Origin of the sequence: Sphingomonas sp. PvP018, from assembly GCF_017876865.1 — a bacterium.
GTDB lineage: Bacteria > Pseudomonadota > Alphaproteobacteria > Sphingomonadales > Sphingomonadaceae > Sphingomonas > Sphingomonas aerolata.
In genome coordinates this window covers 876,966-890,022 of record NZ_JAGIOU010000001.1, presented here as the reverse complement: position 1 = coordinate 890,022, position 13,057 = coordinate 876,966, and the positions used below count along the sequence as shown (strand labels likewise).

11 protein-coding genes are annotated in these 13,057 nt (G+C 66.4%); 7 read left to right on the top strand and 4 right to left on the bottom strand.

Annotated features, from left to right (window positions below; genetic code table 11):
• Positions 1 to 7 precede the first annotated feature (7 nt).
• Positions 8 to 277 (bottom strand): hypothetical protein, encoded by a 270-nt coding sequence (locus J3A66_RS03705; RefSeq protein ID WP_209567236.1) that lies wholly within the window; start codon positions 275 to 277, stop codon positions 8 to 10.
• A gap of 131 nt (positions 278 to 408) precedes the next feature.
• On the opposite strand from J3A66_RS03705, the gene J3A66_RS03700 reads away from it, so the two are divergent.
• The 6 genes from J3A66_RS03700 (at position 409) to J3A66_RS03675 (ending at position 10,159) form a co-directional block, all read left to right on the top strand.
• The gene (locus J3A66_RS03700; protein WP_056407684.1) at positions 409 to 2,625 is read left to right on the top strand and encodes a VacB/RNase II family 3'-5' exoribonuclease; all 2,217 of its coding nucleotides are present in this window, start codon (positions 409 to 411) and stop codon (positions 2,623 to 2,625) included.
• 71 nt (positions 2,626 to 2,696) lie between these two features.
• Entirely contained in the window at positions 2,697 to 4,520 is a 1,824-nt protein-coding gene (lepA, locus tag J3A66_RS03695; protein WP_209567233.1) for a translation elongation factor 4, read from the top strand.
• A gap of 109 nt (positions 4,521 to 4,629) precedes the next feature.
• Positions 4,630 to 8,028: a polysaccharide deacetylase family protein gene (locus J3A66_RS03690; RefSeq protein WP_209567232.1), complete on the top strand. Its 3,399-nt coding sequence runs from the start codon at positions 4,630 to 4,632 to the stop codon at positions 8,026 to 8,028.
• Between the two features lie 75 nt (positions 8,029 to 8,103).
• The gene (gene modA, locus J3A66_RS03685) at positions 8,104 to 8,865 is read left to right on the top strand and encodes a molybdate ABC transporter substrate-binding protein (protein WP_209567230.1); all 762 of its coding nucleotides are present in this window, start codon (positions 8,104 to 8,106) and stop codon (positions 8,863 to 8,865) included.
• Complete coding sequence (modB, locus tag J3A66_RS03680) at positions 8,866 to 9,570, top strand: molybdate ABC transporter permease subunit (protein WP_348633980.1); 705 nt, start codon at positions 8,866 to 8,868, stop codon at positions 9,568 to 9,570.
• Complete coding sequence (locus J3A66_RS03675) at positions 9,560 to 10,159, top strand: ATP-binding cassette domain-containing protein (RefSeq protein WP_209567228.1); 600 nt, start codon at positions 9,560 to 9,562, stop codon at positions 10,157 to 10,159. The genes modB and J3A66_RS03675 overlap by 11 nt, the downstream gene beginning before the upstream one ends.
• Positions 10,160 to 10,224: 65 nt before the next feature.
• On the opposite strand, the gene rpsI is transcribed toward J3A66_RS03675, so the two are convergent.
• The 3 genes from rpsI to J3A66_RS03660 form a co-directional block, all read right to left on the bottom strand.
• Positions 10,225 to 10,782: a 30S ribosomal protein S9 gene (gene rpsI / locus J3A66_RS03670; protein WP_043157976.1), complete on the bottom strand. Its 558-nt coding sequence runs from the start codon at positions 10,780 to 10,782 to the stop codon at positions 10,225 to 10,227.
• Positions 10,783 to 11,262 (bottom strand): 50S ribosomal protein L13, encoded by a 480-nt coding sequence (gene rplM, locus J3A66_RS03665; RefSeq protein ID WP_037530138.1) that lies wholly within the window; start codon positions 11,260 to 11,262, stop codon positions 10,783 to 10,785. It lies immediately after the preceding gene.
• 115 nt (positions 11,263 to 11,377) lie between these two features.
• The gene (locus J3A66_RS03660; protein ID WP_209567226.1) at positions 11,378 to 12,421 is read right to left on the bottom strand and encodes a COX15/CtaA family protein; all 1,044 of its coding nucleotides are present in this window, start codon (positions 12,419 to 12,421) and stop codon (positions 11,378 to 11,380) included.
• 230 nt (positions 12,422 to 12,651) lie between these two features.
• Here J3A66_RS03660 and J3A66_RS03655 point away from each other — a divergent pair, with 230 nt between their 5' ends.
• On the top strand, positions 12,652 to 13,050 hold the full coding sequence (locus tag J3A66_RS03655; protein ID WP_051916566.1) for a MerC domain-containing protein: 399 nt from the start codon (positions 12,652 to 12,654) through the stop codon (positions 13,048 to 13,050).
• Positions 13,051 to 13,057: the final 7 nt, after the last annotated feature.

Below are 13,057 nucleotides of genomic sequence, written 5' to 3'. Positions count from 1 at the left end.
CGTGTGGTCAGAACGCGCGCCGGTGCTTTCCACCATAGCGCCGGCCGATATAGTCGCCGATATGCGCGACCTCTATCGCCGCTTCGCGCAATGCGCCGTTCTGGCAAGGCATCGGGTCGCTGGCCGGTTCGGCGGCGCGGCGCTGGACCGTGGCGCAAAGCTCCTCGATGTCGGCGCGCGACAGGATGTTCTTCTCGCGCAACAGGCAGATCAGGCTTTGCAGGATGACGAGGTTCTTGTCCTCAGGATCGGCTTCGAGCCGTAGCGGCGTCGTCACTGTCTCTCTCCTTATGTTTATCCGGAGATGATATGCTCATGAGGTTCAGGCGCAAGGATTGATTTTCGCCGTGTTGCAAAGGCTTGCCGGTAACGGGTGACGCATCGCCCTACGCACCCTATCTGGTGGGGATGTACAAACCGAAAGCCGGTCTTCCGACCCGCCAGCAGATCCTGGACTTCATCGCGTCGTCGGACGTCCCAGCGGGTAAACGCGAAATCGCCAAGGGCTTCGGCCTGAGTGCGCAGGACAAGATTGGACTGAAGGCGTTGCTGAAGGACATGGCGGACGAGGGGCTGATCGACAGCGCCCCCGGCCGTGCGTTCCACAAGATGGGCGGCGTGCCCAAGGTCACCGTGCTGCGGATCGCCGATGTCGACGATGCGGGCAATGTCTGGGCGGTCCCCGAGCGCTGGGAGGCCGAGGGCGTGCCACCGCCGCGGCTGCGCGTACGCGAACGCAAGCGCGGCGCGCTGGGGGTCGGCGAGCGGATCCTCGCGCGGACCGAGGAGGCCGGCAATGGCTGGACCGCGCATCCGATGAAGGTGCTCGCGCCCGCGTCCGAACAGGTGCTCGGCGTGCTGCGCGAGGAGGCGGGGCGGCTGTGGCTGACCGGCGTCGACAAGCGCGAGCGGCGTGAGTTCGCGGTTGCCGATGCCGGCGGCGCCGCGCCGGGCGATCTGGTGCTGGCCGAACTGGCGGGCAAGCCGCCGCGGATCGCCGCGCGGGTCGTCAACAAGCTGGGCGACCCGTTCGCCGCGCGCAGTTTCTCGCTGATCGCGATCCACAAGCACGGCATCCCCGACGTCTTCGCGGTCGAGGCGATCGACGAGGCCAAGCGCGTCGCACAACTCCCGCTCGGCGACGACCGCGAGGATCTGCGCCACCTGCCGATCGTCGCGATCGACCCGGAAGATGCGCGCGATCACGACGACGCGGTCTGGGCGCAGGCGGACGAGGATCCGGCCAATGCCGGCGGCTGGAAGGCGATCGTCGCGATCGCCGATGTCAGCTTCTACGTGCGGCCGAAGTCGGAGATCGACCGCGAGGCGCGACGTCGTGGCAATTCGGTCTATTTCCCCGACCGCGTCGTGCCGATGCTGCCCGAGATCCTGTCGGCGGACGTCTGTTCGCTGAAGGAAGGCGAGGATCGCGCCGCGCTCGCCTGTCACCTGGTGATCGGCAAGGACGGGTCGCTCAAGTCGTGGCGCTTCACCCGCGCGGTGGTGCGGATCGCGGCGAACCTCGCTTATGAGGAGGCGCAGGCGGCGATCGACGGTACGCTGGCGCTCGACATGACGGAGACGGTGCTGAAGCCCCTCTGGGGATGCTGGGCGTCGCTGGCGAAGGCCCGCGATGCGCGCGCGCCGCTCGACCTCGACCTGCCCGAGCGGCGGGTGGTGCTCGACGAGAAGGGGCGGATCATGTCGGTCGCACCGCGCGAACGGCTCGATGCGCACCGGCTGATCGAGGACTACATGATCGCGGCCAACGTCGCCGCGGCCAAGGCGTTGGAGGGCAAGAAGGCGCCGGTGATGTACCGCGACCATGAGCCGCCGAGCCGCGAGAAGCTGATGGCGCTGAAGGATTATCTCGAGACGTTCGGAGTGCCGTTCGCGCTGGGGCAGGTCATCCGTCCAGCGACGTTCAACCATGTGCTCGAGCGGATCGGTGACGCCGACTTCCGGCCGCAGGTGATGGAGCAGGTGCTGCGCACGCAGACCCAGGCCTATTACAGCCCCGCCAATCACGGGCATTTCGGGCTGGGGCTTGGCAGCTACGCCCACTTCACCTCGCCGATCCGCCGTTATGCCGATCTGATCGTGCATCGATCGCTGGTCGCGGCCTATGGCCTGGGGGCAGGCGGATTGCCCGCTGAGGACGCGGCCGGGATGGAGGCGATCGGCGAGACGATCAGCCGGCTCGAACGCCGCGCGATGGAGGCCGAGCGCGACACGATCGACCGCTATGTCGCGTCCTTCCTGTCCGAACGCGTCGGTCAGATCATGGAAGTGCGGATTACCGGCGTCACCAATTTCGGATTCTTCGCGACCGTCGAGGGAATCGGCGGCGACGGGCTGATGCCGGTGCGCGACCTTGGCGGCGAATATTTCCGTTTCGACGAGGCGGCGCGAACGCTGGTCGGCGAGGATAGTGGCGACGTCTATGCGCAGGGACAGATGCTCGACCTCAAGCTCGCCGAGGCGAACCCGGTATCGGGCGCGCTGCGCTTCGAGATGCCCGAGGGGAAGGGGGCCGCGGGACCGGCACGCGCGCGCAAGCCGGGCCGCGAGATCAAGCGGCGCGGGCGTCCGGCGAACATCCGGCACCAGGGAAAGCGACGCTGATTGTGATCCCCGTTGCCACAGATGATGCGGAAGCTTTGGCATAAGCCCGGCGAGGTGCTAACGGCGCGCGCATGACGACCGAATTGTCCCACATCCGCAACTTCTCCATCATCGCGCATATCGACCATGGCAAGTCGACGCTCGCCGATCGACTGATCCAGCAAACCGGCGGTCTGACCGCGCGCGAAATGTCCGAGCAGGTGCTCGACAACATGGACATCGAGAAGGAACGCGGGATCACGATCAAGGCGCAGACCGTGCGCCTAGCTTACCGCGCGAAGGACGGCGAGGATTACGTCCTCAACCTGATGGACACGCCGGGGCATGTCGATTTCGCCTATGAGGTGAGCCGTAGCCTCGCCGCGTGCGAGGGCGCGCTGCTCGTGGTCGACGCGGCGCAGGGCGTCGAGGCGCAGACGCTCGCCAACGTCTATCAGTCGATCGAACATGATCACGAGATCGTGCCGGTCATCAACAAGATCGATCTTCCCGCCGCCGAACCCGAGAAGGTCCGCAAGGAAATCGAGGACGTGATCGGCATCGACGCGTCCGGCGCGGTGCTCGCATCGGCCAAGTCGGGCATCGGCATCGAGGACATCCTCGAGGCGATCGTCACGAAGATCCCGCCGCCCAAGGGCGATCCGGAGGCACCGCTGAAGGCCATGCTGGTCGACAGCTGGTACGATCCGTATCTCGGCGTCGTCATCCTCGTCCGCGTGATCGACGGCGTTCTGAAGAAGGGCCAGCAGATCAAGTTCATGCAGACCGGCACGATGCACCTGGTCGACCGGGTCGGGTGTTTCCGCCCCAAGATCGAGCAGCTGACCGAGCTGGGCACGGGCGAGATGGGCTTCATCACCGCGCAGATCAAAGAGGTCGCGCAGACCCGCGTCGGCGACACGATCACCGATGCGAAGCGTCCTGCGCTGGAAGCGCTGGCGGGCTTCAAGGAAGTCCAGCCGGTGGTGTTCTGCGGCATGTTCCCGGTCGATGCGGCAGAGTTCGAGAAGCTGCGCGAAAGCATCAGCAAGCTGCGCCTCAACGACGCGAGCTTCTCGTTCGAGATGGAGACGTCGGCGGCGCTGGGCTTCGGCTTCCGCTGCGGGTTCTTGGGGTTGCTCCATCTGGAGATCATCCAGGAGCGGCTGACGCGCGAATATGACCTCGACCTGATCACGACTGCGCCGTCGGTGGTGTACGAGATCGAGCTGACCCACCCCGATCCTGCGGGCACGACGCATATCGAGTTGCACAACCCCGCCGACATGCCCGAGCCGAACAAGATCGCGACGATCAGCGAGCCGTGGATCGAAGCGACGATCTACGTCCCCGACGAATATCTCGGCAGCGTGCTCAAGCTCTGCCAGGATCGTCGCGGGATCCAGAAGAACCTGACCTATGTCGGCGGCCGCGCACAGGCGACCTACGAACTTCCGCTGAACGAGGTCGTGTTCGATTTCTACGACCGGCTAAAGTCGATGTCGAAGGGCTATGCGAGCTTCGACTATCACCAGATCGGCTATCGCGAGGGCGACCTCGTCAAGATGGGTATCCTGGTCAACGAGGAGCCGGTCGACGCACTGAGCATGATCGTCCACCGCGGCACCGCCGAGGTGCGCGGTCGCGGCATGGTCGAGCGGCTGAAGGATCTGATCCCGCGGCATCTGTTCAAGATCCCGATCCAGGCAGCGATCGGCGGCAAGGTGATCGCGCGCGAGACGATCAGCGCGATGCGCAAGGACGTGACCGCCAAATGCTATGGCGGCGATGCAAGCCGTAAGAAGAAGCTTCTGGAAAAGCAGAAGAAGGGCAAGCTGAAGATGCGCGAATATGGGTCGGTCAGCATCCCGCAGGAGGCATTCATCGCCGCGCTGCGGATGGGCGACGACTCCTGATCGGGTGATCACTTTCAGGCTGACGTGACGGATTTGTCATCGTCCCGATCGGTCGCGGGCATGAATGGTGGTGCATGGCGCGCGATCCTGGGGTCGGATAGCGTTGGTCATGGCACTGCATCCTGTTTTCTACGACGCTAGCGGTCGGCGTCGTCGTCGTTTCGCATTGGGTGTCATCGCCTTCGTCGCGCTCGTCTTATTGTCGGTGGCGGTGTTCGCCGTGTCGATCGGCGCGGTCCCGGCGGCACCGTTGCTGCCGTTCGAGCCCGAGCATCCCGGGCTTCACCGCTTGCCGGCACCGCATAGCGGCGTGATCGGGCGGGCGCAGCGCAGCATCGACTATTACGGCAAGGCGCTGTTCGGTGGCCCCACCGCGGGCGCCGGCAAGGCGGGTGCGAAGGGGGGCGTCGGACAGGCACCGCGCGCGACCAATCCGCGGCTGGCCATCGCCTTCCACGTGCCCTGGGACGAATCGAGCGTGGCGAGCCTTGCCCGGCATGTCGAACAACTCGACTGGGTCATTCCCGGCTGGGTGTCGGTGACCGGGGCCGACCACCGGATCACCGTGTTCCGCGATGTCGCGGGCCGCGCGGTGCTCAATCGCGCGATCCACCGCCCGGTGATCCTGCCCATGGTTCAGAACGCCAAGGATGGCGACTGGGACGGCGCGGGCAGCGCCGCGCTGTTTGCGGATGTGACCGCCCGGCGCGCCTTTCTCGATCGGCTGGTCCCGTTCCTCGCGGAGAACCATGCAGGCGGCGCCTTCTTCGATTTCGAGAGCCTGCCGGCGGGTGCGCAGGCGAACTACCGCCTCTTCCTCGCCGAGGCGAAGGCGCGGTTCGCACCACGCGGCTGGGTCGTCGCGATCGCCGCGCCGGTCGGGAATGCAGACTGGAACATGCATGCCTATGCGCGCGTGACCGACAAGATCTTCCTGATGGCCTATGACGAGCACGAGACGAGCGGCCCAGCCGGGCCGATCGCATCGCAGCGCTGGTTCGCGCGGTCGGTCGCGAATGCCGCGCGCGGCGTCGCCCCCTCAAAGCTGGTCGTCGCGTTCGGATCCTATGCTTATGACTGGCACGACCGTGGCGGCGATGCGTTGGGCGTCGAGGAGGCGTGGCAGGCGGCGGCCGATTCGGGCACCGTCCCGACGTTCGACAAGGGCAGCGGCACCAGCAGCTTCGCCTATGCCGATGGCGGGACCCGGCATCAGGTATGGCTGCTCGATGCGGCGAGCGCGTATAACGAGCTGGCCTTTCTTCAAAAGGCGGGGGTTCAAAGCTTTGCGCTGTGGCGGCTTGGGTCGGAGGATCCGGCGCTCTGGTCGATCTTCGGGCGCGACCATCGCCGATTGCCCGACCTGCGTGCGATCAACACGACCCCGGCCGGGACGAATGTCGATATCGAGGGCAATGGCGAGATCCTGAAGATCGGGTCGACGCCGGTGTCCGGGCTGCGTGATACGGTCGCGGCTGCCGACGGGGCGATCGCGGACGTCCGCTTCACGCGCATGCCCTCGCCCTATGTCGTCCAGCGGACGGGCTACAGCCCGCGGGCGCTGGCGCTCACCTTCGACGATGGGCCGGACGCCGAATGGACGCCGCAGATCCTCGACATCCTCCAGCGCAAGCACGTGCCGGCGACATTCTTCGTGGTGGGCGAGAATGCGCTGACGCAGCGGAGCCTGCTCGAACGCATGGTGGCCGAAGGGCATGAGGTCGGCAGCCACACCTATACGCACCCCAATCTGGCGACGGTATCGGGGCGGCAGGTCGGGTTCGAGCTCAACACGACGCAGCGGCTGTTCCAGGCGTTCACCGGGCGATCGCTCCGCCTGTTCCGCGCGCCCTATTTCGGCGATGCCGAGCCGAGCACCGCGGACGAGATCAAGCCCGCACTCGAGGCGCAGCAGCGTGGCTATGTGTCGGTCGGCCTGCACGTCGATCCCGACGACTGGAAGCGTCCGGGCACCGCCGCGATCATCGACCGCACGATCGCACAGGTCGTGGAAGGATCGCCCGAACGCAGCGCCAACATCATCCTGCTGCACGATGCGGGCGGCAACCGCGCGCAGACCGTCGCGGCGCTGCCGGTGATCATCGATCGGTTGCAGGCAATGGGCTATCATTTCGTGCCGGTTTCGGCGCTGGCCGGGCTGACGCGCGATGCGGCGATGCCGGTGATATCGTCGAGCGACCGGGTCGCGGCGGTCGCGGATCTTGCGCTGTTCAGCACGCTGGGTGGACTGGTAATCGGCCTGCGCTGGATCTTTGGGATCGCGATCACCATCGGCATCCTTCGTGCGCTCGCGCTGTCGGCACTGGCGCTGATCCAGGCACGCCGCGAATTGCGGACGGTGTTCCCCGCGATCGATCCGGCCCGATTCGTGACGGTGATGATCCCGGCGTTCAACGAGGAACGCGTCATCGTCCGCGCAGTCGAGGGCGTGCTGGCCTCGACCGATGTCGTGGTCGAGGTGATCGTGATCGACGACGGGTCGAGCGACGGTACGAGCCAGGCCGTCGCCGACGCCTTTGCCGGCGATGCGCGGGTGCGGCTCATGACGCTGGCGAACGGCGGCAAGGCGCGGGCGCTGAATCGCGGGCTGGCCGCGGCGCGGGGCGAGATCGTAATCGCGCTCGACGCCGATACGCAGTTCGAGCCGCTGACGATCGCGCGGCTGGCGCGGTGGTTCGACGACCCGGCGCTGGGGGCGGTCGCGGGCAATGCGAAGGTCGGCAACCGGGTCAATCTGATCACGCGCTGGCAGGCGCTCGAATATATCACGGCGCAGAATCTCGAGCGTCGCGCGCTCGCGCGGCTGAACGCGATGACGGTCGTGCCAGGCGCGGTCGGCGCATGGCGACTGGCGGCGATCCGCGAAGTCGGCGGCTATCCCGACGATACGCTGGCCGAGGACCAGGATCTGACGATCGCGATCCAGCGCGCGGGGTGGACGGTCCAGTATGACCAGTTCGCGATCGCGTGGACCGAAGCCCCCGAGACGCTGCGTGCGCTGGCAAAACAGCGCTTCCGCTGGGCGTTCGGGACGCTCCAGTGCCTGTGGAAGCACCGGTCGGCGATCGGCCGCAGCCAGCCGCGCGGGCTTGGCTGGGTGGGGCTGCCCCAGGCGATCGTGTTCCAGATCCTGCTGGCGGCGATCTCGCCGATCATCGACCTCGCGCTGCTCATCAGTGTCGCGACGACCTATGTCGCGGTCTCGGCGCATGGCTGGGCACAGAGCAGCCATGATCTGCAGACCATGCTGACCTATTGGCTGGTCTTCACCGCGATCGACCTGCTCGCGGCGACGATCGCGTTCGCGCTCGAGCGACGCGAGCGGTGGCGGCTGCTCTGGCTGCTGATCCCGCAGCGGATCGGCTATCGGCAGATGATGTACTATGTCGTGCTCAAGGCGCTCGCCCAGGCCCTGCGCGGACCGATGGTCGGCTGGGGCAAGCTGGCCCGGACGGGGCGCGTGACGGCGCCCTCCGGGGCGGAATGAACCCCATGTCCGTTGTGGCGTTCAGCGGGCGGCATATTATAGCGCCGTGATCATTGGCGGGCCTGAGGGGACATGATGAAGTATCCGGTATTGGTCGCCATGCTGGCCGTCGGCGGCGTCGCGACGGGCGCCGACGCTGCGCAGCGCGCGGCACCGCTCGTGCTGGCGGCGGCGAGCCTGCAGGAATCGATGACCGCGGCCGCTGATGCGTGGGCGGCGAAGGGGCATGTGCGCCCGACGATCTCGTTCGCGGCCTCGTCGGCGCTGGCACGGCAGGTCGAGGCCGGCGCGACAGCGGACCTGTTCGTGTCCGCGGATGAGGACTGGATGAATGAGCTGGCGAAGCGCCGCCTCATTGTCCCTGCGTCGCGCGTGACGTTCCTGGGAAACCGGCTGGTCGTCGCGGCGGCGGCAGGGACGACGGTGCGGATCCCGTCACGCCCGCCTGCAGCGCTGGCGCGGGTGCTGACCGCGGGGCCACTCGCGATGGCGGATACGCCCGTCCCCGCGGGGCGGTACGGCCAGGAGGCGCTGGAGGCGCTCGGCGTGTGGAAACAGGTCGCGCCGCGCGTCGTGCGCGCCGAAAACGTCCGGGCGACGTTGGCGCTCGTCGAACGCGGCGCTGCACCTTTGGGGATCGTCTATGCGACCGATGCCAAGGCATCGACGCGCGTCAGGATTGCGGGCGTGTTTCCCGCATCGACGCATCCGGCGATTACCTATCCGATCGCCCGGCTGACGACGTCGCGCAATCCGGAGGCCGAGGCGTTCCGCCGTTTCCTGACGTCACGTCAGGGCAAGGCGATCTTCGTGCGTTACGGCTTTTCGGCGCGCTGAGTGGCGGATGGGTTCGTCCTGACACCGGCGGAATGGGGGATCGTCGGTCTGTCGCTGAGGGTCGGCGCCGTCGCCATGCTGATCACATTGCCGATCGCGTTCGGCTTCGCCTGGCTGCTGGCGCGCGTGCGGTTTCCCGGGCGGATCCTCGTCGATGCGGTGATCCACTTGCCGCTCGTCGTGCCGCCGGTCGTGACGGGGTGGCTGCTGCTGCTCGCCTTTGCGCCGAACGGGCCGGTCGGGGCGTGGCTGCAGTCGTGGTTCGGGGTCAGTGTGCTGTTTCGCTGGACCGGGGCGGCGATCGCGGCGGGGGTCATGGCGCTGCCGCTGATGGTGCGCGCGATGCGGCTGTCGATCGAGGCGGTCGATGCACGGCTTGAGAGTGCGGCGCGGACGCTGGGCGCGGGGCCGTGGCGGGTGTTCTGGACGGTCACGCTGCCGCTGAGCGTACCGGGCGTGCTCGCGGGCGCGGTGCTGGGCTTTGCGCGATCGATCGGCGAGTTCGGAGCGACGATCACCTTCGTCTCCAACGTGCCAGGCGAGACGCAGACGCTGCCCTTGGCGATCTATTCCGCACTTCAGCAGCCGGGCGCGGAGATGCTCGTATGGCGGCTCTCGGCGATTTCCGTCGCGCTGTCGCTGATCGCACTGGTCGCGTCCGAGCTTCTGACGCGGCGCGCGGGCAGGGGGCTGCATGTCCTTTGAAATCGACGTCCGCAAGCGACTGGGCGATGCCGAGGTCGCGCTGACGCTGGCGGCGGGCGACGGCGCGACGGTGCTGTTCGGACCGTCCGGCGTCGGCAAGACCAGCATCCTGAAGATGGTCGCCGGGCTGCTCACACCCGACCAAGGCCGCATCGTCGTCGATGGCGTCACGCTGTTCGGGGAGGGCATCAACTTGCCACCGGAACATCGCCGTGCGGGCTATGTATTTCAGGAAGCGCGGCTTTTTCCGCATCTGAAGGTGCGCGCGAACCTGCTTTACGGCGCCGGCCGCGACACGTCGGGGTTCGAGGAGCAGATCGGCTTCCTGGGGATCGGGCATCTGCTCGACCGCTGGCCGCGGTCGCTATCGGGGGGCGAAGCGCAGCGCGTAGCGATCGGACGAGCGTTGCTCAGCAACCCGCGCTTCCTGCTGCTCGACGAGCCGCTGGCGTCGCTCGACCGACCCCGCCGCGAGGAGATCGTCCGCGTGATCGAGCATCTGCGCGATACGATGCGCCTGCCGATCCTGATGGTGACCCACGACCCCGACGAGGCCGCACGGATCGGCACCCGCGTCGTACGGATGTAGCGCAGGCATGAAAAAGGCGGCCCGGGAAAACCCGGACCGCCCTTTTTCGTAGCTCGGTAAAGCGTTTAGCGCTTCGAGAACTGGAAGCTACGACGGGCCTTCGCCTTGCCGTACTTCTTTCGCTCGACGACGCGGCTGTCGCGCGTCAGGAAGCCTGCTGCCTTGACCGATGCACGCAGCACCGGCTCGAAGCGGGTCAGCGCCTGGCTGATGCCATGCTTGACCGCGCCGGCCTGGCCCGAAAGGCCACCGCCCTTGACGGTGCAGACGACGTCATACTGACCTTCGCGCTCGGTGATGCCGAACACCTGGTTGATGACGAGACGCAGCGTCGGACGTGCGAAATACACTTCCTGGTCACGACCGTTGATCGTGATCTTGCCGGTGCCGGGCTTGACCCAGACGCGGGCAACGGCGTCCTTGCGACGGCCGGTCGCATAGGCGCGACCCTGCTTGTCGAGGATCTGCTCGCGGAGCGGCATCGGCTCACGGACCGGCTCGTTCGAGACGGGCGCTGCGATGTCGCCTTCGCTGGTCGGCAGCGACTGTGCGGCCGGAGCAGCCGGTGCGGGCTGGTTGGTCAGGCTCGCGAGATCGGCGAGCGACTGGCGGTTGTCGGTCATTTACGCACCCACCTTGTTCTTGCGATTCATGCTGGCGATGTCGAGAACCTCGGGGTTCTGCGCCTCATGCGGATGCTCGGTACCCTTGAAGATACGCAGGTTGCGCATCTGCTCACGGCCGAGCGGGCCGCGCGGGATCATGCGCTCAACGGCCTTTTCGAGAACGCGCTCCGGGAAGCGGCCGTCGAGAACCTTGGCGGCAGTGATGCCCTTGATGCCGCCGGCATAACCGGTGTGCTTGTAATAGACCTTCTTCGCGGCCTTGTTGCCGGTGAAGCGGATCTTGTCGGCGTTGATCACGACGACGTTGTCACCGCAATCGACATGCGGGGTGAACGACGTCTTGTGCTTGCCGCGCAGGACATTGGCGATGATCGACGCTGCGCGACCGACCACCAGATCCTCGGCATCGACGATATGCCATTTCTTCTCCACCTCGTGCGGCTTGGCCGACTTGGTGGTCTTCATGAGCGCCTTCATGGGGCTGAGACCTTTGCTGAAACGATATGCACCGCCACGACGGACGGCGCTAACGAGGCGGCAATGGCGAAAAGAGGTGTTTAAGTCAAGCTTTCCGCCGGTTTCATGGCGGGTATTATGATACCTTGGACGGATTGCCGAGGCGATGCGCGGCAAATCCCGTGGCGATCAGCAACAGCGCCGCGTTGGCCTGATGTGCGACGGCGACATGGATGGCGACGCCGGTCATGAGCGTTGCGATCCCCAGAAAGACCTGCAGCGTGACGAGCCCGACCACCCAGAAGCCGGCGCGCGAGCCGTGCTGCGTCGCGCGAACGGCGAGCCAAACGAGCCCGGCAGCGGTGGCGAAGGCGAGCCACCGATGGATGAACTGCACGACAATCGGGTTGTCGACCGCGTTGATCCAGCCGGGTGACAGCATCGGGACGCCGCCCGGGAACAGGCTGTCGCCCATCAGCGGCCAACTCGCAAAGGCATAGCCAGCGTCGAGCCCTGCGGTGAACGCGCCATAGACAAGCTGGACGAACAGCAACGCGAACGCGGTGACCGCGATCGGCACGAGGCGGGCCGGGGCCGCAAGCTTCGAGCGGTGGAGTGCGAGCAGGTCCAGCGCCGTCCAGACGATGCCGGCAAGCGTGACGAGCGCGGTCATCAGATGGACCGCCAGACGAATATGGCTGACGTCGGTGCGGACGGACAGCCCGGACTTCACCATCCACCAGCCAACCGCGCCCTGAAGCGCGCCAAGCGCCAGCAGCGCGCCGAGTCGCCAGCCATAGCCGACCGGGATTGCCCGGCGCAGCGCGAACCACAGGAGCGGGATCGCGAACGCCGCGCCGATCGTCCGTGCCAGCGCGCGGTGGAGATATTCCCAGAAGAAGATCGCCTTGAACCCGTCGAGCGTCATGCCGCTGTTGAGCTGGCTATATTCGGGGATCTGTTTGTAGTTCGCGAATTCCGCCTGCCACTGCGCAAGCGTCAGTGGCGGGATGATGCCGGTGATCGGCTTCCATTCGGTAATCGAGAGGCCCGAATTTGTCAGGCGCGTTATCCCGCCCACGACAACGATACCGACGATCATCGCCGCGACGATAAGAAGCCAGATTGCGACCGCCCGCGGGCGCGCTGTGGACAGGAAGGCGGCACTGGGCTGGAGCATCGCACGGCTCTACGCCTGTCTGACTGGGGCGTCGAGTATCAGGGGTTATCGGCCGCCGGGTTTCTGCTGGCCCGAGACACACTCGCGATGCGTTGGGAACGAGCGCGAGCGCAGGATTGATCACGACGTCGATCGAGCGTCCTTTTCCTGAAAAAAAGCGAGCGGACGACGGGCGTTCGGCCGAATGTGATGTTGTATCCTTTCCTGAGATGGACTATCTGCTCGCAACGATGTCGACGACCGCCCACCATCATACCCATGCGCATCCTTCCTGGATCGCAGGCCTGGATCGCTATGCGATCGGGCTGTCGGGGTTGTGCATGGTGCACTGTCTGGCAACGTCGGTGCTGGTTGCGCTGATGTCGACCGCGGGTGGGGTGCTGCTTGACCCCATCTTCCACGAAGTCGGACTGACGATCGCGATCCTGTTCGGTGCGGTCGCACTGGGGCGTGGGATCCTTCATCATGGCTATGCGATGCCGGCCGCGATGGGGGCATTCGGGCTCGGGATCATGGCGGGGGCAATGACCCTCCCGCATGATTCGGGAAGCGGTGAGACGCTCTGGACGATCATCGGCGTCGCGTTGCTCGCGTTTGGGCACGATCTGAACCGCCGCGCCGACAGCTGAGCCGGGC